Consider the following 26,295-nt stretch of genomic DNA (forward strand, 5'->3'; position numbering starts at 1 on the left):
GATGAACGGACACGCCAGACACTGGATCGACGGCGCATGGCTCGATTCCGCGCAGCGGGGACAATCCTTCGACCCGGCCAGCGGCCAGCCGATCGGCACCTACGCCGACGGCGGGCGGGCCGAGGCCGATGCGGCGATCGCCGCCGCTGTGCGCGCCTTCGAAGATGGTCCCTGGAAGGACGACCACGCGCTGCGCGCGACAGCCCTGGAGGAAATCGCCGCGGCCTTCGAGCGGCATGCCGATGCGCTCATCGACCTGCTTGCCCTGGAGAACGGCAAGATCAAGCCCGAGGCTGCCTTCGAGGTCGGCATGGTGCCGGGCAAGCTGCGCTACTACGCCGGCCTGGCGCGCAGCGAACGGGGCGCCAGCGGCACGCCGCGCCCCGACGTGGTGTCGCTGGTGCTGCGCGAGCCGATGGGCGTCGCCGGCATCATCGTGCCGTGGAATTCACCGGTGGTGCTGATGATCCGCTCCCTGGCGCCGGCGCTGGCCGCCGGTACCACCACGGTGGTGAAGATGCCGGGGCAGACCGCGCAGACCAACGCCCTGGTCGCGCGGATCATCGCCGAAGCGCCGTCGCTGCCTGCCGGGGCGGTGAACATCTTCAGCGAATCGGGTTCCGAAGGCGCCCGGCGATTGATCGACGCGGCCGAGGTGCCGGTGATCAGCTTCACCGGCTCGAGCGCCACCGGCCGAGCGATTTCCGCCGCCGGCGCGCGGCACCTGAAGCGCTTCGGCCTGGAACTGGGCGGCAAGACACCGCACCTGGTGTTCGACGACGCCGACCTGGACGCCGCCTTGCCCGTGCTGGAGAAGTCGCTGACGGTGTTCGCCGGGCAGTTCTGCATGACCGGTTCGCGCCTGCTGGTGCAGCGCGGCGTCGCCGAACGGCTACGCGAACGCCTGGCGCAGCGCCTGGAAAACCTGCGCGTGGGGCCGGCGGCGGACCCGCGCAGCGACATGGGGCCGCTGATCGACAAGGCCAACGTCGAGCGCGTCGAGCGAGCCGTACGCCAGGCCATCGCCGCCGGCGCGCGGGTGGTGGTCCGCGGCGGCCCGGTAACCGAGGGCGAGCTGGCGGCCGGCGCCTTCTACCGTCCGACCCTGCTGGAGGTCGATGATCCGGACCTGGACATCGTGCAACAGGAAACCTTCGGACCGGTGCTGACCCTGCAGGTATTCGACCGCGAGGAGGAGGGCGTCGCCCTGGCCAACCGCAGCGAGTACGGGCTGGCGGCCGGGGTCTGGACCCGCGAGGTCGCGCGTGCCTTCCGGGTGGCGCGGAAGATCCGCGCCGGCACCGTGTGGATCAACGACTGGGCCAAGGTCTACGACGAATTCGAGGAGGGCGGCTACCGCCAGTCCGGCCTCGGCCGGCTGAACGGGGTCGCCGCCCTGGACGACTTCGTCGAGTACAAGCACATCAGCCTGACCACCGGCGCGGCCTGAGCCTGGGCGAGCGGTGCGGCCGACGGCGCCGCCCGCTACTCCCAGGAGCGGGAATACACGTGTTCGCGGAACAGCTCGGGCAATCCGGAAACCTGCTTGAAACGCAGCACCTCGTCATTGTCCATGCCCAGTTCGCGGGCCACGTCGGCCTCGCTCCAGCCGGCCTTGAGCAGGGTCACCACGATCGCCGTCATCGGCAACACGCCGTGCACGCCGCGTGCTCGGTTGTGGCGGATGGTGGCGGCGATGCGCTCGCTGTCGCCTTCGCGCCCGGCGCGTATCGCGGCGATCGGCAGGTAGCCGTGCAGACGCTGGCGCAGCGCGCCCTTGGCGCTGCCCACGCGCAGGCGGTGGAAGCCGTCGACCACCTCGTAGCGCCCGTCGGCCTGCGGATAGGCGACGATGGGCTGGGTGAACCCGTCGGACTCGATGGACAGCCTCAGCAGTCGCATCTCCGGCGGCGCGACGGTATTGGGGTTGTAGTCGTTGCCGGCGACGCGCTCGGCACGCACCCACTGCACGCAATCGACCGGCTCTTCGGCGAACGGACTGTGCGCGTGGAGCAGCCGGCGGATCCGGTTGATGGTTTCAATCCGCTCGGCAAGCGGCAACCCGTGCAGTTCGCCGAACAGCGCCTCGGCCCGCTCCGTCAGTGTCTTTGTCTGTGCCATGGGCTTTCCTCATGAGCGTCACCCAGCTACCCCGGGTGGAATGCACGGCGAAGCCGTGCGGTTCGAGAAGGTGCGCGCAGGCCTGGGGCGCGCGGGTGGTACAGGCCAGCCCGAGTTGGTCGACATGCCCGAGGACCCGCTCGCGCAGGGTGCGGAACAGCCCGCGACCGCGCGCTTCCGCACGCAGGTAGGCATCGCGCAGGCGAACCACGTCGGGATGTTGCTCCAGGCTGACGAACCCCAGTATCCGCGTGTCCCCCTGGCGGCGGAGCACGAACCAGCGGTGGTAGGGACCGTCGCTCAGCGGGTAGCCGCCGCATTCGCGGCGCACCCGGGCGCTGGCGAAGAAGCGGCCCATGCTGGCGAAGAAGGCGGCCTCGTCGTCGAACGAGCGCCACTGCAGGATCTCGCAGTCTTGCGGGCGGATCACGAGCGCTTCTCCCGACCGGGGACCAGTCTGTCGATATCGGCCTGGGAGAAGCCGAAGGACAGCGAGCGGGCCATGTCCTGCTTCAGCAGGGATAGCGCAATACGCCGCCAGGACGGCTGCTTGCGACGATTCTCCAGGGCCGGGATCCCCGCGTCCGGCCAGATGGCAAGGGGATAGTCGTGCTGCCTCCACCAGAGGATGAAACGCTCGATGCGCCGCTGGTAGATGCCGCGCAGAGGCGGCGGCATGCTGCGCAGGAGGAACTGGCTGTACTCGCGCCAGGTGCCGAAGGAGGGCGGCAGGCCAAGGCCGCCACGGTAGCCGAGGAAGCGCTGGCGACAATAGCGCGCCCCATAGTTGGCGCCGGCGACGCGCCGGACTACCTTGAACCAGGTGCGTGGCTCGATCCGGTGGAACAGGTCGAGGCCCTTGCGCTGGTCGTCGCCATAGGGCTGGCAGATGCGCATCTGCGAGAACGGCACGCCGGCGCGGTACATCTGGTCGTAGAGGCGGTTATAGGCGTAGCCGTGGTCGGCGACGCAACGCCAGAGATCCTCGAAACGCCAGTCGTAGATCGGGAAGAAGCTCACCGCCTGCGGGTTGGCCCGGTCGCGCGCGCTCCAGGCCAGCGGCGCGGAGCCGCCCGGCGGCGTCCAGGCGCATTGTTTCGCCCGGCTCCTGCGCTTGACCGCCAGGTAGCGATTGAGCGATTCGTCCGAACGGATGCCGACCAGGAACGCGGTAGGCTCTTCCCTGGACAGCCAGGCGTTGAAGCCGGCGACGAACTCCTCGAACTCCATGCGGTAGCGGTAGAAGGGGAAGAACCCCGGGTCGCTGATCACCCCCGGGTGCTTCGGCAGCGGGCGCACCCAGTCGGCCTCGGCGCCGGGTTCCCAGCAGCACCAGTAGGGTTCCTCCAGGCTGGAGGCGTTGCGCAGGTTGAGTGGCAGGCAGACCCACCAGGGGCGTACGTCGGGACGCCCGAGCATCTCGCTGACGTGATCGATGGTGGCCTGGTACTGCCCCTCCAGGTCGATGAACAGTACGTCCACCGGGCTGCGTCCCAACTCGCGTGCCACGTCCAGCGCCAATTGCAGGGTGACCGAGCTGTCCTTGCCACCGGAGAAGGCGACACAGACGCGCTCGAAGTTCCGGAATACCAGTCGGAGGCGGGATAGGGTTGCGGCATGCACATCGGCATCCTGGTAATGCTTGCCTGCCATGGGTGCGAACCTCTTCTTTTAATAACTATTGAGGGAGACCGTTGCGACGACGGTCCATGTGCAATGTTTGTTTCGGAGTTTCTCCAGGCTATTTTTTCGAGAGTCGCGGCAGCCGGCACGTTCGGCGACGTTGGACTCCGAATCAGTGGATAACGGAAATATGTCCAGGCACTTGGCAGAGCGACGACCAACAGGCCCGACAACTGTCGTGCAGGAACTTTTTCAATGCTAGGCGAAGCCGTGGTTCGAGTTGTTGACTTGTCGCAAGACGGATTCTCCGAACAGCATCGGCGCAGCGCCCACTTGCAACGAGAGTGCGCACGCCGCCGTTGGCACTCGTCTGCGCACCGGACTTCTGAGCGGCGGCGGAAAAAGCTTGCTGCGCAAGGAGAAGCGCCTGCGGGTGAACATGGAAATTGCCTGGGAAAAGTCGACGGTAATTATTCGTTGAATAACAGGGAAGTGCATACTTCCAACTTGGAAGTTAACTGCATGGCACCATCCATGCATTACACGGATGACGGTTTTTATTATAAGTCCAAACTGGCGAAGACAAGCAAGAGAAGCCGGGATGCCAGAGTTCCATAGTCGGAAATACAAGCGTTGCAATGTCGACGGATAGCGCGAAGAGGCGGCGGTACCCTGCGAAACGAGGCAATTCCCCGAATGGCGGGCACTCGAACGGATTTATAAGTCCGCCGTTCGGCGTTCACCTCGACGCCTGTGCACGGGATACTTATATCGGTGGTTCGCACCACTGATTATCGATTTGAACTCGTTCGAGTCTTTACCGCGTTCCCGGCCGAAATAAAAGGCGGGTGGACGATTATTGCCTCACACAAGGAACATAGGCATGACCAGAACTTCGAACCCATGCGCAGTGGTATTGGCCTTTGCGGCAATTGCCGCTTCGGGAACCGCGATGGCGGCAAACACTATCACATTCAGCGGCGAAGTGACCGACCAGACCTGCCAGGTCGCGGTCAACGGCTTCACCGACCCCACGGTGATCCTCGACAGCGTACCGGTGAGCGCCCTCGATGGCGCAGTGGGCCGCAGCGCCGGCGAAACCGCCTTCACCCTGCAACTCACCGATTGCGTCGCGCCGACGGCCGACGAGCATTTCACCACCCTGTTCCAGGCCACCAACCCCAGCGCCGCCGGGAATCTGGTGAACACCGCCGCCAGCGGCGCGACGGGCGTGGCGCTGCAATTGCTCGATAGCGTCGGCGGCAACCCGGTCGACCTGGCCGGCGGCGCGGCGGTGCCCGCCGGCGACATCGTGCTCGCCAACGGAGCCACCAGCACCAGCTACGACTACGCGGTGCAGTACGTCTCCGAAGCGGCGACCGTGACGCCCGGTCCGGTACTCGGCGCCGTGACCTACACGCTGCGTTACGAGTGAATGCCGGCGGCGCATGCGCCGCCCCTTCCTTTTCCCAGCACTAAAGCCGGGCCCGGTCGCTGGACCGTGCCCGGCCAGGTAAGCCGCATGCCCAGACATTCGTACCGATCCGGCAGGACATCGGCGCTTCTGCTCGTCCTGCTGGCGAGCATCGCCCAGGCGCGGGCAAGCGTGGTGGTGACCGGGACCCGGGTGATCTATCCCGGCGAGGCACGGGAGAAGACCGTGCAACTGAGCAATCGCGATGCGTTTCCCAACGTCGTCCAGGCCTGGGTCGACATCGACGCCCCGGACGCGCCGCCGGATCAGGCGGACGCGCCGTTCCTGGTCAACCCGGCGGTATTCCGCATGGCCCCGGACAGCGGCCAGACGCTGCGCATCGTCTACACCGGGCAGGGCCTGCCGGGCGATCGCGAATCGCTGTTCCATCTCAACGTCCTGCAGATCCCGCCACGCAACAGCAGCCATGCGGATCGGAACCAGATGCTGCTGATGCTGCGCAATCGCCTGAAGCTGTTCTACCGCCCGGCGGGCATCCAGGGCCGTCCCGAGGACCTGCCCGGGCAACTGCGTTTCGCACTGGTCCGGCGCAGCGCCGGCTGGGCGGTGCGGGTGGACAACCCGAGCGGCTACTACGCCTCGTTCGCCAGCGCCACGCTCAGCGTCGGCCAGCGCCGCTGGCGCTTGCGCAGCGGCATGCTGGAGCCGCGCAGCCATGCCGAATGGCAGGCCGAAACCCGCGAAGCCCTGCCGCCGGGACGTGTGCGCCTGCACGCGCTGCTGATCAACGACTACGGCGCCCATATGGATATCCGTCATGACCTATCGCCATGAACGCCGCTGCCGCACCGGCACGGCCCTGATGGCGGGCGGCATGGCGCTGGCGGCGAGCGCCTTCGGTCATGCCCAGCCCGGCTACGAATTCGATGATCGCCTGTTGCTCGGCTCTTCCCTGGGCGGCGGCGACCTGTCGCGCTTCAACCAGGACGGTCGGATCGATCCGGGTCGCTATCACGTCGATGTCTACCTCAACGAGCGCTTCGCCAGCCGCAGCGAAGTGAGTTTCCGCGCCAACCCCGCCAGCGGCGCGGTGGAGCCCTGCCTCGAGGAAGACTTCCTGCGCCAGCGCCTCGGCGCCAAGCCTGGCGAAAAGCCGCGCAAGAGCGACGAAGGTGCCCACTGCGCCTTTCTCGACACGCGCCTGCCCGGCTCGCGGTTCAGCCTGGACGTCGCCCGCCTGCGCCTGGACCTCTCGGTGCCGCAGGCCTTGCTCGACCTCAAGCCGCGCGGCTACGTCAGCCCCGAGGAGTGGGACGCCGGCGACAGCATGGGCTTCGTCAACTACGACACCAACCTCTATCGCTCCGACTACCGCGGCGGCGAATCGGGACGATCGGACTACGCCTATGTCGGCCTGAACAGCGGCATCAACCTCGGCCTGTGGCGTTTGCGCCACCAGTCCAACTACACCTATTCCCGCTACAACGGGCAGGCCAGGCGCAAGTGGAACGGCATCCGCACCTATGCCCAGCGCGCCTTGCCGGCCTGGCGCAGCGAACTGACGGCGGGGGAGAGCTACACCGCCGGCAACCTGCTCGGCAGCATCGGCTACCGCGGCCTGAGCCTGGCCACCGACGACCGCATGCTGCCCGAGTCCCTGCGCCGCTATGCGCCGCAGGTGCGCGGCACAGCGGCCACCGCGGCGCGGGTGGTGATCAGCCAGAACGGCAGGAAGATCCGCGAGGTGAATGTCGCCCCCGGTCCGTTCGTCATCGACGATCTCTACGACAGCGCCTATGCCGGCGACCTGGACGTCCAGGTGTTCGAAGCCGATGGCAGCGTATCGAGCTTCAGCGTGCCGTTCGCCTCGGTCCCGGAGTCCATGCGTCCCGGCCTGTCGCGCTACAGCTTCACCCTGGGCCAGGCGCGCCAGTACGGTGACGGCGACGACCTGTTCGCCGACTTCACCTACCAGCGCGGCATGAGCAACGCCCTGACCGCCAACCTGGGACTGCGTGTCGCCGACGACTACCTGGCCATGCTGGGCGGCGGCGTCCTCGCCACCCGCTTCGGCGCCTTCGGCCTGAACAGCACCTATTCCAGCGCACGCGTCGAGGATGGCGCGCGCAAGCAGGGCTGGCGCATCGGGCTCGACTACAGCCGGACCTTCCAGCCCACCGGCACTACCCTGACCCTGGCCGGCTACCGCTATTCCACCGAAGGCTACCGCGAACTCGGCGACGTGCTCGGCTCGCGCGACGCACTGCGCCACGGGGACACCTGGGATTCCGGCAGCTACAAGCAGCGCAACCAGTTCAACCTGCTGGTGAGCCAGGCCCTCGGCGGTTACGGCAACCTCTATCTTTCCGGCTCCTCCAGCGATTTCTACGACGGCAAGAGCCGCGACACCCAATTGCAGTTCGGCTACTCCAACACCTGGGGGCAGTTGAGCTACAACCTCGCCTGGTCGCGGCAGACCACCACCTACTACCAGGAGCAGGGCGACCAGGACCCTGGCGTCGAGCTGCTCCGGCGCGACCGGCGCAGCGGCCAGCGCAACGACACCCTGACCCTCAGCGTCTCCATGCCGCTGGGTTCTTCCAGTCGGGCGCCGACGCTCAGCGCCATGGCTACCCGGCGCTCCGGCGACAGCGGTGGCGGCAGCCTGCAAACCGGGCTGAACGGTACGCTGGGCGACGAGCGTACCTGGAGCTACGCGCTGTCCGCCAACCGCGACAGCGAGGTCGCCGACACCACCTGGAACGGCACGTTGCAGAAGCAGGCGGCGCTGGCCACCGTGAATGCCGGCTATGCCCAGGGCGATCGCTACCGGCAATACAGCGGCGGCATCCGTGGCGCGCTGGTCGCCCACCGCGACGGGCTGACCCTTGGCCCCAGCGTCGGCGATACCTTCGCCCTGGTCGAGGCCAAGGGCGCCAGCGGTGCCGCGATACGCGGCGGGCAGGGCGCGCGCATCGACGGCAACGGCTATGCGCTGGCCCCCTCGCTGTCGCCCTATCGCTACAACCCGATCTCCCTCGATCCCGTTGGCATCGATCCCGACGCCGAACTGCTGGAAACCGAGCGCAAGGTCGCGCCCTACGCCGGTGCCAGCGTGCGCGTGACGTTCAGGACGCTGACCGGCCATCCGCTGCTGATCCAGGCGCGGCGCGAGGACGGCAGTGTGCTGCCGCTCGGCGCCGTGGTGGTCGACGACGGCGGGGCGGCCATCGGCATGGTCGGGCAGGGCGGCCAGGTCTATGCGCGCGCGGAAAACCAGCGGGGCAGGTTGCTGGTGCAATGGGGAACGGCGCGCAAGGAGCGTTGCGAGTTGCCCTACGACCTGGCCGGTGTGCCTCGCGACCAGGCGCTGATCCGCCTGCGCGGTACCTGCCGGGCAGCCACCACCGACTCCAACCTGGAGAACGCCAGATGAACCGCACGCTTCCCCTGCTGCCCGCGCTGGCCCTCGGCGTGTCGCTGGGGCTTCCCGTCAGTGGCCAGGCGACTTGCTACCGGGTCACCTCGGTAGGCAGCGAGACGACCACCTCGAACACCCAGATCCGCCCAGGCGAAGGTACCGCCGGCAGCTGGACCGGCGCCTGCGACACCTGCAATGGCTCGCTCGGCCTGCCCAGCGTGGTCAACGTCAGCGACGAGAGTTTCCAGCCCTATCCGACGCTCATCGCCAGCGCGGTGGCGCCGCTGACCCAGTACGGCGCCACCGGCGGCTACGACCCCGAGCGGGTGTTCTTCCGCTGTAGCGCCGGGGACGCCGTCTACGAGATGTTTTCTACCAACGGCGACGATCTCTATAGCGGCTACTACACCGGCGCCGACACGGTGGGCAACGACATCGGCCTGCAGGATGCCTACCGGACCGCCTGGCCCAACGTGCTGCTGCGCCTGACCAACGTCGAGACGGGGGAAACCATCACGCCGATCTGGAAGGAGCGCCAGCTCTCCGGGCTGGACATCGACTCGCGCGGCTTCCAGCTGGTCAAGGCGAAGAACCTCGCAGCGGTACGCGCCGAGCTGTACAGCGCGCCGCTGGAGGCGATCCGCTACTACTCGCCGACGATCCTCTCGCAGCCCTATTCCTACACCCAGCCGGCGGCCTACATCGCCATCAAGGGGCCGGGCCTGACCGCGCCGACCGTCGGCCAGGCGCACGTGGGCGGCAACTGGGGCGGCTGGTACAGCAACTGGCCGGGTGCCATCGGCCTGTACCGCTACGTGACCCTGAAACGCTATCCCACCTGCGCGGTGATGACGGTCACCCCGCACGTGCAGTTCCCGCCCATCACCCTGGCCGAGATCGATAGCGGCGGCGTGCGCGAGGCGCCCTTCGAACTCACCTTCAAGTGCCAGAGCGGCATGACCAACGGCACCGGGGCCGGCGCCACGGCGCTGGGCATCCGCGTGTCCAGCGGGGCCCTGGCGGCCAGCCCGGCGCTGGGCCTGGTCAACGCCAGTGGCGGACTGTCCTACCTGCTCTCCGACCGTTACGGGGAGCCGGGCATTGCCCGTGGGGTCGGCATCCGCATCTACCGCGACGGCACGCCGATGACGCTCCTGGCCAACGAGAACTCCGCCGGCGGCAGCAACGCCGAGGCCACCGGCTGGTACCCCGCCATCGGTGGCGCGACCCAGGCCAACGGCGGTAGCGGCGGCATCGACCTGTACCGCGAAACCTTCCGCGCGCGCCTGGAGAAACTCGCGCTCGGCAGCCAGCCCGGCGTCACGGCGGGGCGAGTCGAGGCCACGGCGCAGGTGGTTATCCGTGTCCAGTAGGCGCGCGCTCGCGCTGCTGGCCATGCTTTGCCTCGCGCCGACTAGCGAGGCCGGAGTGACCGCGGAGCGCACCCGCCTGGTGTTCGTGGAGGGCCAGCGCGAGGCCTCGTTGCTGCTGGTCAACCAGAATCCCTACCCGGTGCTGGTGCAGGCGTGGGTCGATGACGGCGCCCTCGACGGCGAACCGGATACCGCGCTGGCTCCGTTCCTGCCGCTGCCGCCCGTATTCCGCCTGGAGCCGGGACGCCAGCGCAGCCTGCGCCTGCTGGCTACCGGCCAGGCCCAGGCACGGGATCGCGAATCGCTGTACTGGCTGAACATCTACGAGATCCCCCCGCAAGCCACCGCCGAGGCCGCTGGCCGGCCCCGGCTCACGGTCACCCTGCGAACCCAGATGAAGGTGCTGTACCGCCCGCACGGCCTGCATCCGCACGCCGAGGACGCGGCCGCCGAACTGGGCTTCGCGCTGCGCGACGAGACCCTGCGGGTGGACAACCCGACGCCGTACTTCGTGTCCCTGGCGGGGCTGGCGCTGGAGATAGGGGAGACGCGCCTGGATCTGCCCGGAACGCTGCTGGCTCCGCGCTCGCAACGACGCCTCGGCCTGCCGCGGCGGGTGGACGGCGGGACGCGCGGCGAGGTGGCGTTCGACTGGATCGACGACAACGGCGTCAGCCGCCAGGAAAGGAAAGCTCTACAGTGAACAGTTCCCCACAGGCTCGCCAGCACGAGCACCCGCCGGCCGTTGCCGCCTCCCTGGCCGGCGACCTGCGCCTGGCCCGGCGTTTCCAGGCCGCCCTGGCGCGCGGTCGGGTGCGCCTGGACTGGCAGGCCGTACGGCATGCCGGGCATCCGGAATGGGAGCCGCTCTACCGGGAAACCCTGCTCAGGGTCACGGCCGCCAGCGGCGAGCCGCCGTTGCCGACCCAGGAACTGATCCTGGCGCTGGAGCGGCTCGGCCTGATACGCCTGCTCGATCGCTGCGTGCTGGGCACGGTCCTCGACCGGCTGAACGCCGAGCCTACCTTGCGCCTGGCCTGCAACCTGTCGCGCCAGAGCGCGGCGATGGATGCCTGGTGGGAAGCCGTCTGCCGATGGCTGGCCGCCCGTCCGCAGGTGGCACGGCGGCTGACGCTGGAGCTGACCGAGACCGCCGTGGGCGAGAGAGTCCCGACCCGGGAGTTCATCCGACGCCTGCGCGAACATGGCGTGCGCATCGCGATAGATGACTTCGGCGCGGCGCACAACAACCTGGACTTCGTCCTCGATGCCCGTCCCGACGTGATCAAGATCGATTGCCGGTATACCCGCGAAGCACGTCGCTCGGCGAAGGGCGCCGAAGTGCTGCGCCACCTGCTGGCCCTGTGCCGCGAACTGGCGCCCTGCGTGGTCCTGGAAGGTCTCGAGGAGGACGATGCGTTCGCCCGGCTGCCGACCGGGGACGTCTATCTCCAGGGCAACGCGATCGCGCCGCCGATGCGGGTCGAACCGCCGCTGTCCGTACGCCGGCCGAAGAGCCGGGCGCGGATCGAGGCGCTGGCGAGCCGCCAGGGGTGACCGGGGAGGGCGCCCGGCCTGGCACGGTCGGCGAAAAGTCTGAACGGTCGGCCAGCGGCGCCGTCACAGCAGCGACGATGCCGAGGTGCGTTGTGCCGAAGTCCCGGCATTTTTTCCCTGTCACGCCAACGGAGTCGACCATGAACAGAGCAATCAGCCTTCCCCTCAAGGGAGCCGCCTGGCTCCTGCTGGTCCTGGCCCTGCCTTTCGCCAACGCCCAGGACATGAACAAGACCGCGCCACAGACCTTCGTCAGCGAGGCCTCGGCGGCCGGCGTGGCGGAAATCGAAGCCGGCAAGATGGCGCTGGAAAAGAGCACCGCCGCCGATGTGAAGGTATTCGCCAAGCAGATGATCGACGACCACGGCAAGGTCAACGCCGAACTGCGCAGCCTGGCCGAGCGCAAGAAACTGGAGGTCGAAGACGACGCCAGCCTGACCGACAAGGCCAAGGCGACCCTGCTCGACCTGCGCGACGCCTCCTTCGACCCGGCCTACGCCAACAACCAGGTGGCGGCCCACGAGAAAGCCGTGGAACTCTTCACCCAGGCCGCAGACAACCTCACCGACCCGGAACTGCAGGCCTTCGCCAAGACCCACCTGCCGGCCCTGAAGCACCACCTGGAAATGGCCCGCGCGCTGGCCAAGGCGCACCCATCCAAGTAACGCCCCCGCGGGCGGAGCCTGGCCAGGCATGAGCTTCAGCCTGTGGTTGCTGGTACTGGGCTGCATCCTGCTGACGCTCGGCCTGGCCTCGGCCTACCTGCGCCTGCTGCCGGTCAGCACCTCGTTCCTCTACCTGCTGTTCGGCCTGGCCATCGGCCCGGCCGGGCTGCATGCCTGGCGCAGTGGCCTGGCGGACATCAGCGGCTGGTTCGAACACCTCGCCGAGGCGGCCCTGCTGATCTCGCTGTTCATCGGCGGCCTCAAGCTGCGCCTGCTGCTGCGCTCGCCGGCCTGGACCGCCGCCTGGCTGCTGGCCGGACCGGTCCTGCTCGGCTGTATCCTCGGCCTGACCCTGGGCGCGCATTTCCTGTTCGGCCTGGACTGGGGGCTGGCCTTGCTGGTCGCGGCGATCCTCGCGCCCACCGACCCGGTGCTGGCCAGCGACATCCAGGTCAACCACGCCGGCGACGACGATCGCCTGCGCTACGCCGTATCCGGCGAGGCGGGACTCAACGACGGCATCGCCTTTCCCTTCGTCATCGCCGCCCTGCTGCTGATCGGTCAGGGCGGCGGCCTGCCTGGCGAGTTCGACCGCAGCGGCCTGGACTGGCTGCTGCGCGACGTCCTCTGGGCCATCCCCGCCGGATTGCTGGTGGGCTATTGCCTGGGCCATGGCCTCGGCCGCCTGGCCATCCACCTGCGGGCGCGGCACACCGACACCTCGGTGTCGGCCAACGACTTCCTCGCCCTGGCGCTGATCGCGCTGTCCTATGTCGGCGCCGACGCGCTGGGCGGCTGGGGCTTCCTCGCCAGCTTCGCCGCCGGGATCGGCCTGCGCCACGCCGAGGTGGCGACGCTGGGACACGCCTCGGCACCGGCCGAGGCGCAGGCGGCCGCCGCCGACGTGCGCGAGGCCGGGCAGGCCAGCGGCGCCATCGAGTATGGCGCCGACCGCAGCGAACACCCGAAGGTGGCAGCCGGCGCGGTGATGCTCGACGTGCTCTCCTTCGGCAACCTGCTGGAGCGCTCGCTGGAAGTGCTGCTGGTGACCCTGCTCGGCGCCATGCTCTACCAGCACTGGGACTGGCGCGCGCTGCCGCTGGCGCTGCTGCTGTTCTGCGTGTGCCGGCCGGCGATGGTCTGGCTGCTGGTCGGCCGGCGGCTGATGCACCCGGCGCAGCGGCGCCTGCTCGGCTGGTTCGGCATCCGCGGCATCGGCAGCCTGTACTACCTCAGCTACGCGCTGAACCAGGGGCTGCCTACGGCGCTCGCGCATACCGCCAGCGACCTGGTGCTGAGCCTCGTCGCCCTGAGCATCTGCGTGCACGGCCTGAGCATCCAGCCGCTGCTGATGCGCCACGCGCGCAGCGTCAGTCGCCGCGATCGGGAATGATCGAGATCTTGCCGTTCTTCTCGAGGATGGCGAAGCGGATCTGCTCCATGCGTTCCAGGCCCTGGGTCTCGCGGGCGGCCAGGAGAATGTCTTCCTCGCGCAGGCGGGCCTCGGCCAGGCGTGCGTGCAATGGCCTGCCGTACTCGACGATGAGCGTCGGCGAGCCCTCGATCAGGGTGTCGAGCTTCGGATGGCGCAGCTTGAGCAGGGACAGACCGACGTCGATGACGATCAGGGTGATGATCACCAGTACCGCGTTGACCAGCGAGAAGTCGTCGCCCAGCAGCGCCTGCTGGGTGGCTTCGCCGATGATCATCAGCAGCAGCAGGTCGAAGGTGGTGATGTCGGTCAGTGAACGCCGCCCGGCGATGCGGAAGAGTACCAGCAGGACCAGGTAGAGCGCGGCGGCTCGCAGTACGGAATCCATCGTGCGCCTCCTCGGAACGGATGACTCAGGGGTAGATGAACTGGTCGAAGGCCAGGCTTTCGCCGGCGAACTCCAGTCGACTGGCGACTTCGCCGAGCTGGTTCGGCAACAACGTCAGGAACAGGCTCAGGCGACCGTCTTCGTCGAGCCTTCCCTCCAGTTCCAGGCCACCCCGCCAGCTGTGACTGCGCAGCGGTTGCGGTTGCAGGCTCTGGATGCCGTGCGCCTGTAGCAGTCCGCCGCCCAGGCGCACGCCAACCTCGGTGCCCGGCGCGCCGCGCAGATCGATGCGCAGGCGGCTGGCGGCGCCGCTGCGTTCGAAACGCTCGTAGGCCAGGGTCAGCCTGCCGCTGTCGCTGACCAGCGTCCGCGAACTCAGAGGCCCGCCGGCGAACACTCCGGTCAGCGCCAGGAGGATCACCCCGAGCAGGACCCACAGGCCCGCCCGTTCGAAACGCCAGGCGCGGCGCTGGCTTTCCAGGCGCTCCGGGATCGGATACTCGCGCTGGTCGAACGCATCGTCTGCGGCGTCTTCTGGGGCAGGGCGCATGGCTGGCTCCTTCGCTCGCGGTCTCTCAGGCTGGACCCCGGTCGACGCGGTTGGTGCCGGCGGGCTTACCAGCGGTCGGCGCGGATCGGGCAATCTGCACGATGAACAGGCGCCCTCCGGGCACTCTGCTGATCGCACTTTGCGATCAGCCCGCGCCCAATCGCCGTGGTCACGCTGCTCCGGCGCAAGCGGGGCGGACGGCGCGAACCTTGCAGCGAAGCCTTCCTGACAATCCGACAGGGAGAACCATGGTGAACGGAGAAAACAAGATCGTCCTGGTCCTCGAAGAACACGCCGACCAGCTCTGGCGGATCGAGGAATTCCTCCTCGATCGAGGCTACGCGGTGCTCAGCGCGGCGAGTCGCGACGAAGCCCTCGACCACCTGGCCTCGGACGCGGTGATCGACCTGTTCCTGCTCAGCGAGCAGCTCGAAGGTCCTCTGAGCGGCAGCATGCTCATCGAAACCAGCCTGCCGGTGCGCCCGCGGATGCGGGTGATCCTGCTCAGCGACAGCGCTCGCGTCGGCATCGACCCGGCGGCACCCTATCCGGTGCTGCTCAAACCGGTGACCCTGGAAGAACTGGGGAAAGCCATCGACCTGGTCCTGCACAGCGCGCCGGTCTGCCCCGGCGTCTGACCACCGAGGAGCCCGCCATGCCCAGCAGCAAGCCGCTCGCCGAGTACGCCCGCAAGCGCGATTTCCGCCAGACCCCGGAGCCCAGCGGCCGCAAGCCTCGCAAGGACAGCACCGGTCTGCTCCGCTATTGCGTCCAGAAGCACGACGCCAGCCGCCTGCACTACGACTTCCGCCTGGAGCTGGATGGCACCCTGAAGAGCTGGGCGGTGCCCAAGGGGCCGTGCCTCGACCCGGCGGTGAAGCGGCTCGCGGTGCAGGTTGAGGACCATCCGCTGGACTATGCCGATTTCGAAGGCAGCATCCCCCAGGGGCACTACGGCGCCGGCGATGTCATCGTCTGGGACCGAGGCGCCTGGACGCCTCTGGACGATCCGCGCGAGGGCCTGGAAAAGGGCCATCTCAGCTTCGCCCTGGATGGCGAGAAACTCTCCGGGCGTTGGCACCTGATCCGCACCAACCTGCGCGGCAAGCAGCCCCAGTGGTTCCTGGTCAAGGCCAAGGACGGCGAGGCGCGCAGCCTGGATCGCTTCGACGTGCTGAAGGAGCGTCCCGACAGCGTGCTCAGCGAGCGTACGCTGCTGCCCCGCCATGGCGAAGCCGCCACGCCCGCGGCCAGGCCGGCGCGACGCGGCAAGAGCGGGGGGAAGACGCCGATGCCCGAATGGATCGCCCCCGAGCTGGCCAGCCTGGTCGAGCAGCCTCCGCGAGGGGAGTGGGCCTACGAACTCAAGCTGGACGGCTATCGGCTGATGAGCCGCATCGAAGACGGCCACGTGCGCCTGCTGACCCGCAACGGCCATGACTGGACCGAACGCCTGCCGCACCTGGAGAAGGCCTTGGCCGGGCTCGGTCTGCAGCGCAGTTGGCTGGACGGCGAACTGGTGGTCCTCGACGAGAAGGGTCGACCGGACTTCCAGGCCCTGCAGAACGCCTTCGAGGAAGGTCGCGGCGAGAACATCCTGTACGTCCTCTTCGACCTGCCGTACCACGAAGGCGAGGATCTGCGCGATGTCGCCCTGGAGGAGCGCCGCGCGCGCCTGGAGGCGCTGCTGGAAGGGCGCGACGAAGACCCGCTGCGGTTCTCCGCGACGCTCGCGGAAGACCCCCGCGACCTGCTGGCCAGCGCCTGCAAGCTCGGTCTCGAAGGCGTGATCGGCAAGCGTCTGGGCAGCGCCTACCGTTCGCGCCGCAGCAACGACTGGATCAAGCTGAAGTGCCAGTTGCGCCAGGAGTTCGTGATCGTCGGCTATACCGAGCCGAAGGGCTCTCGCCGGCATATCGGCGCCTTGCTGCTCGGCCTCTACAGCCCTGACGAGGAGCGCCGGCTGCGCTATGCCGGCAAGGTCGGCAGCGGCTTCACCGCGGCCAGCCTGAAGAAGGTCCGTGAGCGCCTGGAACCCCTCGCGGTCCGCTCCAGCCCATTGGCGAAGGTGCCGCCGGCGCGCGAGACCGGGTCGGTGCAGTGGGTGCGCCCGCAACAGCTGTGCGAGGTTTCCTATGCGCAGATGACCCGTGGCGGGATCATCCGCCAGGCAGTGTTCCACGGCTTGCGCGAAGACAAGCCGGCGCGCGAGGTGACCGGCGAGCGTCCCGCCGGCCCGCCGTCGCTGCGCGGCGCGCGCAAGGCCGGCGCCGGTGCGTCGCGGGCGGCCACCGCCGGCGTGCGCATCAGCCATCCGCAGCGGCTGATCGACCCGTCGATCCAGGCCAGCAAGCTGGAACTCGCCGAGTTCCATGCGCGCTACGCCGACCTGCTCCTGCGCGACCTGCGCGAGCGCCCGGTGTCGCTGGTGCGCGGTCCCGACGGAATCGGCGGCGAACTGTTCTTCCAGAAGCACGCGGCGCGCCTGAAGATCCCCGGCATCGTCCAGCTCGACCCGGCGCTCGATCCCGGTCATCCGCCGCTGTTGCAGATCCGCAGCGCCGAGGCGCTGGTCGGCGCGGTGCAGATGGGCAGCATCGAATTCCATACCTGGAACGCCAGCCTGGCCAACCTGGAGCGGCCCGACCGTTTCGTCCTCGACCTCGACCCGGACCCGGCGCTGCCGTGGAAGCGCATGCTCGAAGCGACCCAGCTGAGCCTGACGTTGCTCGACGAGCTGGGCCTGCGCGCCTTCCTCAAGACCAGCGGCGGCAAGGGCATGCACCTGCTGGTGCCGCTGGAGCGCCGGCATGGCTGGGACGAGGTCAAGGATTTCGCCCAGGCCATCTCCCAGCACTTGGCGCGCCTGATGCCGGAGCGTTTCTCGGCGGTTTCCGGGCCGCGCAACCGGGTCGGCAAGATCTTCGTCGACTACCTGCGCAACAGCCGCGGCGCCAGCACCGTGGCCGCCTACTCGGTGCGCGCCCGCGAAGGGTTGCCGGTGTCGGTACCGGTGTTCCGCGAGGAACTCGACTCGCTGCAGGGCGCCAACCAATGGAACCTGCGCAGTCTGCCGCAGCGCCTCGACGAACTCGCCGGCGACGATCCCTGGGCCGACTACGCCGGCACCCGCCAGCGCATCAGCGCGGCCATGCGGCGCCAGCTCGGGCGCGGCTGACCGTCCGCGAAAAAGGCGGAACTCCCCCGGCGCACAGGGCCTCCACCGTGCAACGAGATGCCGAGGAGGCCCCCGATGGATACCGCCTACCTGATCCTCGCGCTGCTGGTCCTGTTGCTCCTGGTGGATGCCTGGGCCATCAACAGCGTGCTCCGCAGCGACAGCTCCGCCAGTCGCAAGCTCGGCTGGTCGCTGCTGATCCTGCTCCTGCCCATGCTCGGCCTGGTCCTCTGGGGCTGGACCGGCCCCCGTGGCTTGCGCCCGGTGACCTCACCGGAACACAGCAAGTGAACCCCACTGGAGACTGCCCATGAATAGCGAAACCTGTGCCTGTCCCAAATGCACCTGCCAGCCCGGCGCCGATGCCGTCGAACGCGACGGCCAGCACTATTGCTGCGCGGCCTGCGCCAGCGGCCACCCCCAGGGCGAGCCGTGTGGCGACGCCGATTGCCCCTGTGGCGGCACCACCCGGCCCCAGGTGGCGGAGGATCGCCAGCTGGACGACGCGTTGAAGGAGACCTTTCCCGCCAGCGACCCGATCTCGCCCTGAGGAGCGTGCCATGCCCGACCTGCAACTCGCGGACGAGGCCTCTCGCCTGGTGGCCTACCTGCGTAGCGCCGACCTCAGCCTGATCACCGCGGAATCCTGTACTGCCGGGCAGATCAGCGCCGAACTGTCGGCGGTGGCCGGCAGCGGCAAGGTGATGGAAGGCGGCTTCGTCGTCTATTCGCCGGCGGCCAAGCTTGCCCTGCTGGGGCTCGACCCGAACTGGCTGGAGCGTTTCAACCTGACCAGCGTGGAGGTCGCCGAGGCCATGGCCAGGGCGGCCCTGCAACGCAGTCCGGCGAGCGCCGCGCTGGCGGTCACGGGGTTGCTCGGCAGTGAAGCGAAGGACGGCATCCCGCCCGGTACCGTGTGCTTTGCCTGGGCCTTCCGGTTGCCCGCCGGCCTCGCCCTGTTCTCGCGCCGCGAGCGCTTCCATGGCGACCCCGCGCGGATGCGCCGGGAAGCCACCCGCTGGGCGCTGCGGCGCCTGCCCGAATTCCATCAACGCGCCTTGCGCGGCGAACGCGCCTGAGGCGTCCGACAGAGAGGAAACCACCATGAGCGAACAGCGACAGACCCTGCCGGCGCAGCACCAGGATCAACGTCCCGGCCACGAAAGCGAGATGCAGCCGAAGCCGGAGTTCGTTTCCGCCGATTACCGTCCGGCGGCCAAGCTGGAGGGTAAGGTGGCCCTGGTCACCGGCGGCGACAGTGGTATCGGCCGCGCGGTGGCGGTGGCTTTCGCCCGCGAGAAGGCGGATGTGCTGCTGGTCTACCTGGATGAGAACGAAGACGCGGCGAAGACCCGCGAGATCATCGAGTCGCTCGGCCGCCAGTGCCTGGCGTTCGCCGGCGACGTCGCCGACGCCGGCTTCTGCCGCCAGGTGGTGGACACGCTAAGGCAGAAATGGGGGCGCCTCGACGTGCTGGTCAACAACGCCGGCGAGCAGCATCCGCAGGCGCGCCTGGAGGACATCAGCGAAGAGCAGTGGGAGAAGACCTTCCGCACCAACATCTTCGGCATGTTCCAGTTGACCAAGGCGGCCCTGCCGCTGATGGGCAAGGGCGGGGCGATCATCAACACCACCTCGATCACCGCCTACAAGGGCAACCCCCAGCTGATCGACTATTCCTCGACCAAGGGCGCGATCACCTCGTTCACCCGGTCGCTGTCGATGAACCTGGTCAACCGCGGCATCCGCGTCAACGCCGTGGCCCCGGGCCCGATCTGGACGCCGCTGATCCCGTCCACCTTCAGCGCCGAGAAGGTCGCCCACTTCGGCGCGGATACGCCGATGGGCCGGCCCGGCCAGCCGGAGGAGCTGGCCGCCAGCTACGTCTACCTGGCCTGCAACGACTCGTCCTACGTCAGCGGCCAGGTGCTGCACGTCAACGGCGGTACGGTAGTCAACGGCTGAGGCGCCCCGGCGGCCGCGTTCACTCGCGTGCCGCCGCCGGCAGCAGGGGGTAGACCCGCACCGCGCTCAGACGCTGCGGGAACAGCAGGGGATAGCAGAGTTGCAGGCGAACGTGCGCCTCGCTGGTGCTGAGGGTTGGCGCGAAAGTGGTGAGCACGGTCCGGCCGGGTTGTCCGGCGTCTGAGAAATGAACCATGAAAGCCTGCATCGGAGCGCTCCTGCCGGGATACGGGAAAGGTCACTGCTCAGTGAAGCTGCGCTCCAGCTCTCGCGCCAGTTCGCGCACCGACCGTTGGCAACGGCATTCCTCCCGACTGACGCCGGCGCCCGGCGGTTCCGTCGTGCGGCCCAGGCGGGCCGCCGGCGAAAAAGAATGAACCATCGCGGCCGCCGCGACTCCGCTTCTAGGTAGCCGGAACGGCCGGCCGCGACGCAGACAAGGAGCACGGCGATGAAACGCGACTGGGGGTTGATCAGGGATCTGCTGGAGCATCTGGAAAGCCTTGGCTTCGGCCAGCACTGGGAAGCGCGCGAGCTGCCCGGTCATTGCCGCGAGGCGGTGGCCTACCACTTGCAGTTGCTCAACCAGGCGCAACTGCTCTGCGGCAGCGTCCAGCATTCCTGGACCGGCCAGGAGCACTGGGTGGTCCACCACCTGACCCTGGCCGGCCACGACCTGCTCGACCGCCTGCGCCAGGAAAGCGCGGCGGCCGCCGTGCCGGTACGCAAGAGCGCCTGAGAAAACCCCGCAAGCACCGGCCTGCAGCGGCGGGCCGGAAGGAAGCCCGGCGATGCCCGACAGCCAAGACCAGACCCCGAGCACGGTCCAGACCCTGAAAGCCAGCATCCTCGCCAAGCTGCGCTACAGCGTCGGCCGCGACCCATCCACCGCCTGCCCGCACGACTGGTTCGAAGCGGTGGCCCTGGCGGTGCGCGACCACATCATCGACCACTGGGAGGAGGCCACCCCGCAAGGCGAAGCGCCCGCGCGCAAGCGGGTCTACTACCTGTCCCTGGAGTTCCTCATCGGTCGCCTGTTGCTGGACAACCTCGGCAACCTCGGGCTGCTCGAGGAAACCCGCCAGGCCCTTGCCGAGCTGGGCGTCGACCTGCAGCGGATCGTTGCCCTGGAGCCGGACGCGGCGCTCGGCAACGGCGGCCTCGGACGCCTGGCGGCATGCTTCATGGAAAGCATGGCCAGCCTCGACATTCCCGCGCATGGCTATGGCATCCGCTACGAGCATGGCCTGTTCCGCCAGGTGCTGACCGACGGCTGGCAGCAGGAGCAGACCGAGACCTGGCTGGATTTCGGCAATCCCTGGGAGTTCGAACGACCCGAGGTCAGCTACTACATCGACTTCGGCGGCAGCGTGCAGGTCGACAGCGAGCACAGTGGCCGTGCCATCTGGCGGCCGGACGAGCGGATCCGGGCGATCGCCTACGACACGCCGATCGTCGGCTGGCGGCGTGCCAGCGTCAACACCCTGCGCCTGTGGCGCGCCCGCGCCGAGGAAGACCTGCAACTGGACCGTTTCAACGCCGGCGACCATATCGGCGCGGTGGTCGACGTGGTCAAGGCGGAGAGCATCTCGCGGGTGCTGTATCCGGCCGACAGCACCGAGGCCGGTCAGGAACTGCGCCTGCGCCAGGAGTACTTCTTCGTCTCAGCCTCGCTGCAGGACCTGCTCGAACGCCACCTGCGCCATCATCACGACCTGCGTAGCCTGCCGGAACAGGTGGCGATCCAGCTCAACGACACCCACCCGGCGATCGCCGTCGCCGAGCTGATGCGGCAACTGGTGGACGTGCACCAATTGGCCTGGCCGGACGCCTGGGCGCTGAGCGTGGCGACCCTGTCCTACACCAACCACACGCTGCTCCCGGAAGCCCTGGAATCCTGGCCGGTGGCGCTGATGGAGCGCCTGCTGCCGCGCCACATGCAGATCATCTACCTGATCAACGCCTTCCATATAGACGCGCTGCGCGCCCAGGACATCCACGACTTCGACCTGTTGCGTTCGGTCAGCCTGATCGAGGAGGGCCACGGCCGGCGGGTGCGCATGGGCAACCTGGCGTTCCTCGGTTCGCACCAGATCAACGGGGTATCGGCCTTGCACACCGAGCTGATGCGCGAAACCGTGTTCCATGACCTGCATCGCCTCTACCCGCAGCGCATCAGCAACAAGACCAACGGCGTGTCGTTCCGCCGCTGGCTGTTCCAGGCCAACCCGGGGTTGACCGAGCTGCTGGTGGAGACCCTCGGCGCCGACCTGCTGGACACCCCGGAACGGCGCCTGCCGGACCTCGAGGAGCACGTCGAGGACGCCAGGCTGCGGGCGCGCTTCGCCGAGCAGCGCCGGCAGAACAAGACCGCCCTGGCGCGCCTGGTGCTGGACAGCCTCGGCGTGGCGATCGAACCGGAAGCGCTGTTCGATGTGCATATCAAGCGTATCCACGAATACAAGCGGCAGTTGCTCAACCTGCTGCACACCGTGGCGCTGTACCAGGAGATCCGCAACGACCCGACCGCCGACCGCGTGCCGCGGGTGAAGATCTTCGCCGGCAAGGCTGCCGCCAGCTACCACCAGGCCAAGCTGATCATCAAGCTGGCCAACGACATCGCCCGCACCATCAACGACGACCCCACCGTGCGCGGCCTGCTCAAGCTGGTGTTCCTGCCCAACTACAACGTCAGCCTGGCCGAGGCGATCATTCCCGCGGCGGACCTCTCCGAGCAGATTTCCACCGCCGGGCTCGAGGCCTCCGGCACCAGCAACATGAAGTTCGCCCTCAACGGCGCGCTGACCATCGGCACCCTGGACGGCGCCAACGTCGAGATGAGCCAGCGGATCGGCCTGGAACACATGTTCATCTTCGGCCTCAGCGCCCAGCAGGTGGAGCAGCGCCGGCAAGCCGGGGAGCTGGAGATGGGCGGGGTGATCGCGGCCTCGCCGCGGCTGGAGGAAGCCCTGGAGGCGATCCGCAGTGGGCTGTTCTCGGCCGACGACCGCAGCCGCTACGAAGGGCTGGTGGACGGCCTGGTGCACGACGACCGCTTCATGCTCTGCGCCGACTTCGAGGCCTACTGGCATGCGCAGTGCCGGGTCGAGGAAGTCTGGCGCGAGCCCGATCGCTGGTGGCGCTCGGCGTTGCTCAACGTGGCGCGGATCGGCTGGTTCAGCGCCGACCGGACGATCAGCGAATACGCCCGGGATATCTGGAAGCTATGAAGGGCCTTACCAGAAGCCGGCCGGGTGACGGCGTTCGGGGCCCTCCAGGCGAAGGTCGAAGGCGCGGCGGAAGAATACCGCCAGCTCGCTGTCCAGCACCATCGGGTTGATCGACGCCAGCTCGGCCGGCAGGCTGTGCCATTCCTGGGCCCCGGCCAGGTACTGGCGATGGATGACCCGCTCGCCGGGAATCGCCAGCAGGCTGTAGTGGCTTTTCTCGCCTCCCGGCTCGCCGACTTCCAGGCGCAGGCGAGGATGGCCGTCCTCGTCGAGGTCGAGGTCCACGTTGCAGTCCAGGCCGTAGCTGCGCGCCTCTTCGCAGGAGTCGACGAAAAGCGGTTTCGCCACCTGTTCGACGAGAGAAATGAAATAGTGCTGGAATCGCACTTCGTCACTGTTTTCCATGGCGAGTTCCATTTGTTTTAAAGTTCGAAGATTAATTATTGAATGGGTCTATCGGAATGTCAGGGATTGCAATAGAAAAGAATAATTAAGTGCCTCCGCCTGGGTCTTCTTCGGTATTCGCTCCATGATATTCGGGGTAGGGTTCCTGATCGCTGTCTCCCGGTTCGAAATTCCATTCATGGCAATCGCGATCGGGTTCTTCGTTGCTTACCACGGGATCGCTGTAGGCCGGATGCTCGTAGGGTTTCATGGTGCTCCTCCGAGATGTGCGGGCTTTCATCTGACGCAATCCGGGGATTTCTGTCAATGCTGGCAATGGAATAAGGCAAGGATCTTTGAACCCTATGGATTGCGCTCGAAACATGCTGGCAAAACGCTTCGCTTTCATTCGCTGAAAATAATCTGAACCCCTGGCGAAACACCCTCTCAGAGTTAGGGCATGCGCAACGCATGCGTCCATGAAATCTGTTCTGAAGAGATTATTCGGAGGAAATAGAAATGGCACAGCATCAAGGTGGTAAAGGCAACTTCGCGGAAGACCCGAAACGTGCTTCGGAGGCCGGCAAGAAGGGCGGCCAGGCCAGCGGCGGCAACTTCAAGAACGATCCGCAGCGGGCCTCCGAGGCTGGCAAGAAAGGTGGCCAGCGCAGCCACGGCGGGAACTGATAACCGCGCAGTGAAGTGAATGGGGCGGAGCAGGGAGGCATCCGCCCCATTTTCATGCCCAGGATGAGGAGAGGAAACCGATGAGCGAGCAGAACAACGAGCAGCGCAGCCAGGCGGCCGGCACCGACACCGTCGACCGTGGCAACAGCAACGCCAAGCTGGAACAGCTGGAGGCCTATCGCGAGGACGCCACCGGAGAGGCCCTGAGCACCAATACCGGCACCCGCATCGCCGATAACCAGAACACCCTGAAGGCCGGCGAGCGCGGACCGTCGTTGCTCGAAGACTTCATCATGCGCGAGAAGATCACCCACTTCGACCACGAGCGCATTCCCGAGCGCGTGGTCCACGCTCGTGGCTCGGCGGCGCATGGCTACTTCGAGGCCTACGAGGACCTCAGCGACCTGACCAAGGCCGGCTTCCTCGCCGAGGCGGGCAAGCGTACCCCGGTCTTCGTGCGTTTCTCCACCGTGCAGGGGCCGCGCGGGTCCGCGGATACGGTGCGTGACGTACGCGGCTTCGCCGTGAAGTTCTATACCGACGAAGGCAACTTCGACCTGGTCGGCAACAACATGCCGGTGTTCTTCATCCAGGATGCGATCAAGTTCCCGGACTTCGTCCATGCGGTGAAACCCGAACCGCACAACGAGATTCCCACCGGAGCGTCTGCCCACGACACCTTCTGGGACTTCGTTTCGCTGACCCCGGAGTCGGCGCACATGGTCATGTGGCTGATGTCCGATCGCGCCATTCCGATCGCCTACCGCAACATGCAGGGCTTCGGCGTGCACACCTTCCGCCTGGTCAACGCGGCCGGCGAGAGCGTGCTGGTCAAGTTCCACTGGCGACCGAAGTCCGGGACCTGCTCGCTGGTCTGGGACGAGGCGCAGAAGCTCGCCGGCAAGGACCCCGACTTCAACCGGCGGACCCTCTGGGAGGACATCGAGAAGGGCGACTATCCCGAATGGGAACTGGGCCTGCAGGTGATCCCGGAGAACCAGCAGGACAGCTTCGACTTCGACCTGCTCGACCCCACCAAGCTGGTGCCCGAGGAGTTGGTGCCGGTAAGGGTGGTGGGACGGATGGTACTCAACCGCAACCCCGACAATTTCTTCGCCGAGACCGAACAGGTGGCGTTCCACGTCGGCCACGTGGTCCCCGGAATCGACTTCACCAACGACCCGCTGTTGCAGGGTCGGCTGTTCTCCTATACCGACACCCAACTGCTGCGCCTGAGCGGGCCGAACTTCAACGAAATCCCGATCAACCGCCCGCTGTGTCCGTTCCACAACAACCAGCGCGACGCGCCGCACCGGCAGACCATCAACCGCGGCCGGGCTTCCTATGAACCGAACTCGATCGACGGCGGCTGGCCGAAGGAAACCCCGCCGGCGGCGCGCAACGGCGGCTTCTCCAGCTACCACGAGCCGGTCAGCGGCAGCAAGCTGCGCAAGCGCGCCGACTCCTTCGCCGATCATTTCAGCCAGGCCGCTTTGTTCTGGCACAGCATGAGCGAGGCCGAGCAGGCGCATATCGTCGCCGCCTACAGCTTCGAACTGTCCAAGGTCGAGCGGCAATCGATCCGTGAGCGCGAAGTCAACCAGATACTCCTCAACATCGATCCGCAACTGGCCGCCAGGGTCGCGGCGAACGTCGGTGTGCAGCTCGCCGCGCCGGCCAACCCGGCACCGCAGCCGAAGCCGTCGCCGGCGCTGAGCCAGATGAACCTGCTGTCCGGCGACATCCGTTCGCGCAAGGTGGCGATCCTGATCGCCGACGGCGTCGCCGAGAGCGACGTCAGCGACCTACGCGACGCGCTCCGACAGGAGGGCGCGGACGCCAAGCTGATCGCCCCCAGCGCTTCGCCGGTGCAGGCCGAAAACGGTGCCGAACTGATCCCGGAGGGAACCTGGGACGGCCTGCCGTCGGTAGCCTTCGACGCGGTCTTCGTGCCTGGTGGCGCGGCCAGCAGCCAGGCCATCGGCGCGGACGGACGCGGTCTGCACTACCTGCTGGAAGCCTACAAGCACCTGAAGCCAGTGGCCTTCGCTGGCGATGCCCAGGCGCTGGCCAGCCAGCTTTCGTTGCCTGGCGACCCCGGCGTGGTGCTCGGCGCCACGGCCACCGATGTCTTCCCCGGTCTGCGCCAGGCATTGATGCAGCACCGGATCTGGCAGCGCGAGGCGGCGACCAAGGCGATCCCCGCCTGAGGAGCGCCGCTGGCGAATCCGATCGCACCTTCCCGTCGTCTCGTCGGTCACAGCTGGAAAGGGCGGCTGGCCGAGC

Annotated in this window: 26 protein-coding genes and 1 pseudogene; 19 read left to right on the plus strand and 8 right to left on the minus strand. The window is 67.7% G+C overall.

Going from position 1 to position 26,295, the window contains the following annotated elements; translation table 11 throughout:
• Window position 1: 1 nt before the first annotated feature.
• Window positions 2–1,450, plus strand: a complete 1,449-nt coding sequence (locus HMPREF2924_RS33230; protein ID WP_003132201.1) for an aldehyde dehydrogenase family protein — start codon at window positions 2–4, stop codon at window positions 1,448–1,450.
• A gap of 35 nt (window positions 1,451–1,485) precedes the next feature.
• Here the strand turns inward: HMPREF2924_RS33230 and HMPREF2924_RS33235 are convergent, their stop codons facing one another.
• Genes HMPREF2924_RS33235 through HMPREF2924_RS33245 form a run of 3 tightly spaced genes read right to left on the minus strand, consistent with a single transcriptional unit; the run spans window position 1,486 to window position 3,774 of the window.
• A complete protein-coding gene (locus tag HMPREF2924_RS33235) occupies window positions 1,486–2,121 on the minus strand; it encodes an IbrB-like domain-containing protein (protein WP_003132199.1) in 636 nt (211 codons plus the stop codon).
• Window positions 2,039–2,551, minus strand: coding sequence for a GNAT family N-acetyltransferase (locus tag HMPREF2924_RS33240; RefSeq protein WP_016561858.1), 513 nt, complete (start codon window positions 2,549–2,551; stop codon window positions 2,039–2,041). The genes HMPREF2924_RS33235 and HMPREF2924_RS33240 overlap by 83 nt, the downstream gene beginning before the upstream one ends.
• Window positions 2,548–3,774 (minus strand): phosphoadenosine phosphosulfate reductase, encoded by a 1,227-nt coding sequence (locus HMPREF2924_RS33245; RefSeq protein WP_003088855.1) that lies wholly within the window; start codon window positions 3,772–3,774, stop codon window positions 2,548–2,550. The genes HMPREF2924_RS33240 and HMPREF2924_RS33245 overlap by 4 nt, the downstream gene beginning before the upstream one ends.
• An 853-nt stretch (window positions 3,775–4,627) precedes the next feature.
• Between HMPREF2924_RS33245 and HMPREF2924_RS33250 the strand changes: the two genes are divergently transcribed.
• From HMPREF2924_RS33250 to HMPREF2924_RS33285, 8 genes are all read left to right on the plus strand, one after another.
• Window positions 4,628–5,179, plus strand: a complete 552-nt coding sequence (locus HMPREF2924_RS33250) for a fimbrial protein (RefSeq protein WP_003120281.1) — start codon at window positions 4,628–4,630, stop codon at window positions 5,177–5,179.
• An 87-nt stretch (window positions 5,180–5,266) separates the two neighbouring features.
• Entirely contained in the window at window positions 5,267–6,013 is a 747-nt protein-coding gene (locus HMPREF2924_RS33255; protein WP_003088863.1) for a fimbrial biogenesis chaperone, read from the plus strand.
• A complete protein-coding gene (locus tag HMPREF2924_RS33260) occupies window positions 5,997–8,615 on the plus strand; it encodes a fimbria/pilus outer membrane usher protein (protein ID WP_003088865.1) in 2,619 nt (872 codons plus the stop codon). Before HMPREF2924_RS33255 ends, HMPREF2924_RS33260 begins: the two co-directional genes overlap by 17 nt.
• Complete coding sequence (locus HMPREF2924_RS33265) at window positions 8,612–9,973, plus strand: fimbrial protein (protein ID WP_003088866.1); 1,362 nt, start codon at window positions 8,612–8,614, stop codon at window positions 9,971–9,973. Before HMPREF2924_RS33260 ends, HMPREF2924_RS33265 begins: the two co-directional genes overlap by 4 nt.
• Window positions 9,963–10,676: a fimbrial biogenesis chaperone gene (locus tag HMPREF2924_RS33270; RefSeq protein WP_003113635.1), complete on the plus strand. Its 714-nt coding sequence runs from the start codon at window positions 9,963–9,965 to the stop codon at window positions 10,674–10,676. Before HMPREF2924_RS33265 ends, HMPREF2924_RS33270 begins: the two co-directional genes overlap by 11 nt.
• Complete coding sequence (locus HMPREF2924_RS33275) at window positions 10,673–11,530, plus strand: EAL domain-containing protein (RefSeq protein WP_023094747.1); 858 nt, start codon at window positions 10,673–10,675, stop codon at window positions 11,528–11,530. The genes HMPREF2924_RS33270 and HMPREF2924_RS33275 overlap by 4 nt, the downstream gene beginning before the upstream one ends.
• Before the next feature lie 140 nt (window positions 11,531–11,670).
• Complete coding sequence (locus HMPREF2924_RS33280; protein WP_003088871.1) at window positions 11,671–12,195, plus strand: DUF4142 domain-containing protein; 525 nt, start codon at window positions 11,671–11,673, stop codon at window positions 12,193–12,195.
• A gap of 28 nt (window positions 12,196–12,223) precedes the next feature.
• Window positions 12,224–13,588: a cation:proton antiporter gene (locus HMPREF2924_RS33285; protein ID WP_003132181.1), complete on the plus strand. Its 1,365-nt coding sequence runs from the start codon at window positions 12,224–12,226 to the stop codon at window positions 13,586–13,588.
• On the opposite strand, the gene HMPREF2924_RS33290 is transcribed toward HMPREF2924_RS33285, so the two are convergent.
• Window positions 13,566–14,015 (minus strand): DUF421 domain-containing protein, encoded by a 450-nt coding sequence (locus tag HMPREF2924_RS33290; RefSeq protein WP_003088873.1) that lies wholly within the window; start codon window positions 14,013–14,015, stop codon window positions 13,566–13,568. The genes HMPREF2924_RS33285 and HMPREF2924_RS33290 overlap by 23 nt on opposite strands.
• Window positions 14,016–14,040: 25 nt before the next feature.
• Entirely contained in the window at window positions 14,041–14,565 is a 525-nt protein-coding gene (locus HMPREF2924_RS33295) for a hypothetical protein (protein ID WP_003132178.1), read from the minus strand.
• Window positions 14,566–14,813: 248 nt separating this feature from the next.
• On the opposite strand from HMPREF2924_RS33295, the gene HMPREF2924_RS33300 reads away from it, so the two are divergent.
• The 6 genes and pseudogenes from HMPREF2924_RS33300 (at window position 14,814) to HMPREF2924_RS33325 (ending at window position 19,708) form a co-directional block, all read left to right on the plus strand.
• Window positions 14,814–15,203, plus strand: a complete 390-nt coding sequence (locus HMPREF2924_RS33300; protein ID WP_003088884.1) for a response regulator — start codon at window positions 14,814–14,816, stop codon at window positions 15,201–15,203.
• Between the two features lie 17 nt (window positions 15,204–15,220).
• On the plus strand, window positions 15,221–17,743 hold the full coding sequence (gene ligD, locus HMPREF2924_RS33305) for a DNA ligase D (RefSeq protein WP_023094746.1): 2,523 nt from the start codon (window positions 15,221–15,223) through the stop codon (window positions 17,741–17,743).
• Window positions 17,744–17,818: 75 nt separating this feature from the next.
• Window positions 17,819–18,034, plus strand: coding sequence for a PLDc N-terminal domain-containing protein (locus HMPREF2924_RS33310; protein ID WP_023094745.1), 216 nt, complete (start codon window positions 17,819–17,821; stop codon window positions 18,032–18,034).
• Between the two features lie 19 nt (window positions 18,035–18,053).
• A complete protein-coding gene (locus HMPREF2924_RS33315; RefSeq protein WP_003088895.1) occupies window positions 18,054–18,293 on the plus strand; it encodes a metallothionein in 240 nt (79 codons plus the stop codon).
• Between the two features lie 10 nt (window positions 18,294–18,303).
• A pseudogene (locus HMPREF2924_RS33320) lies at window positions 18,304–18,851 on the plus strand (CinA family protein).
• Window positions 18,848–19,708, plus strand: coding sequence for an SDR family oxidoreductase (locus tag HMPREF2924_RS33325; RefSeq protein WP_003109865.1), 861 nt, complete (start codon window positions 18,848–18,850; stop codon window positions 19,706–19,708). The pseudogene HMPREF2924_RS33320 and the gene HMPREF2924_RS33325 overlap by 4 nt, the downstream one beginning before the upstream one ends.
• Window positions 19,709–19,727: 19 nt before the next feature.
• Here the strand turns inward: HMPREF2924_RS33325 and HMPREF2924_RS33330 are convergent, their stop codons facing one another.
• A complete protein-coding gene (locus HMPREF2924_RS33330; RefSeq protein WP_003088902.1) occupies window positions 19,728–19,916 on the minus strand; it encodes a hypothetical protein in 189 nt (62 codons plus the stop codon).
• Between the two features lie 243 nt (window positions 19,917–20,159).
• Here HMPREF2924_RS33330 and HMPREF2924_RS33335 point away from each other — a divergent pair, with 243 nt between their 5' ends.
• Both HMPREF2924_RS33335 and HMPREF2924_RS33340 read left to right on the plus strand, forming a co-directional pair.
• Entirely contained in the window at window positions 20,160–20,447 is a 288-nt protein-coding gene (locus HMPREF2924_RS33335; RefSeq protein WP_003088904.1) for a DUF2513 domain-containing protein, read from the plus strand.
• A 52-nt stretch (window positions 20,448–20,499) separates the two neighbouring features.
• The gene (locus tag HMPREF2924_RS33340) at window positions 20,500–22,938 is read left to right on the plus strand and encodes a glycogen/starch/alpha-glucan phosphorylase (protein WP_004363539.1); all 2,439 of its coding nucleotides are present in this window, start codon (window positions 20,500–20,502) and stop codon (window positions 22,936–22,938) included.
• Between the two features lie 6 nt (window positions 22,939–22,944).
• Here HMPREF2924_RS33340 and HMPREF2924_RS33345 read toward each other — a convergent pair whose 3' ends face one another.
• Window positions 22,945–23,343, minus strand: coding sequence for a hypothetical protein (locus tag HMPREF2924_RS33345; RefSeq protein ID WP_003100818.1), 399 nt, complete (start codon window positions 23,341–23,343; stop codon window positions 22,945–22,947).
• An 85-nt stretch (window positions 23,344–23,428) separates the two neighbouring features.
• A complete protein-coding gene (locus HMPREF2924_RS35990; RefSeq protein WP_003109864.1) occupies window positions 23,429–23,593 on the minus strand; it encodes a hypothetical protein in 165 nt (54 codons plus the stop codon).
• A 248-nt stretch (window positions 23,594–23,841) separates the two neighbouring features.
• Between HMPREF2924_RS35990 and HMPREF2924_RS33350 the strand changes: the two genes are divergently transcribed.
• Both HMPREF2924_RS33350 and katE read left to right on the plus strand, forming a co-directional pair.
• The gene (locus tag HMPREF2924_RS33350; RefSeq protein ID WP_003088912.1) at window positions 23,842–24,009 is read left to right on the plus strand and encodes a con-10 family general stress protein; all 168 of its coding nucleotides are present in this window, start codon (window positions 23,842–23,844) and stop codon (window positions 24,007–24,009) included.
• A gap of 80 nt (window positions 24,010–24,089) precedes the next feature.
• Window positions 24,090–26,219 carry a catalase HPII gene (katE, locus tag HMPREF2924_RS33355; RefSeq protein ID WP_003132162.1) on the plus strand — a complete coding sequence of 710 codons (2,130 nt, stop codon included), beginning with the start codon at window positions 24,090–24,092 and terminating at the stop codon, window positions 26,217–26,219.
• Window positions 26,220–26,295 lie beyond the last annotated feature (76 nt).

Origin of the sequence: Pseudomonas sp. HMSC063H08, from assembly GCF_001813645.1 — a bacterium.
GTDB lineage: Bacteria > Pseudomonadota > Gammaproteobacteria > Pseudomonadales > Pseudomonadaceae > Pseudomonas > Pseudomonas aeruginosa.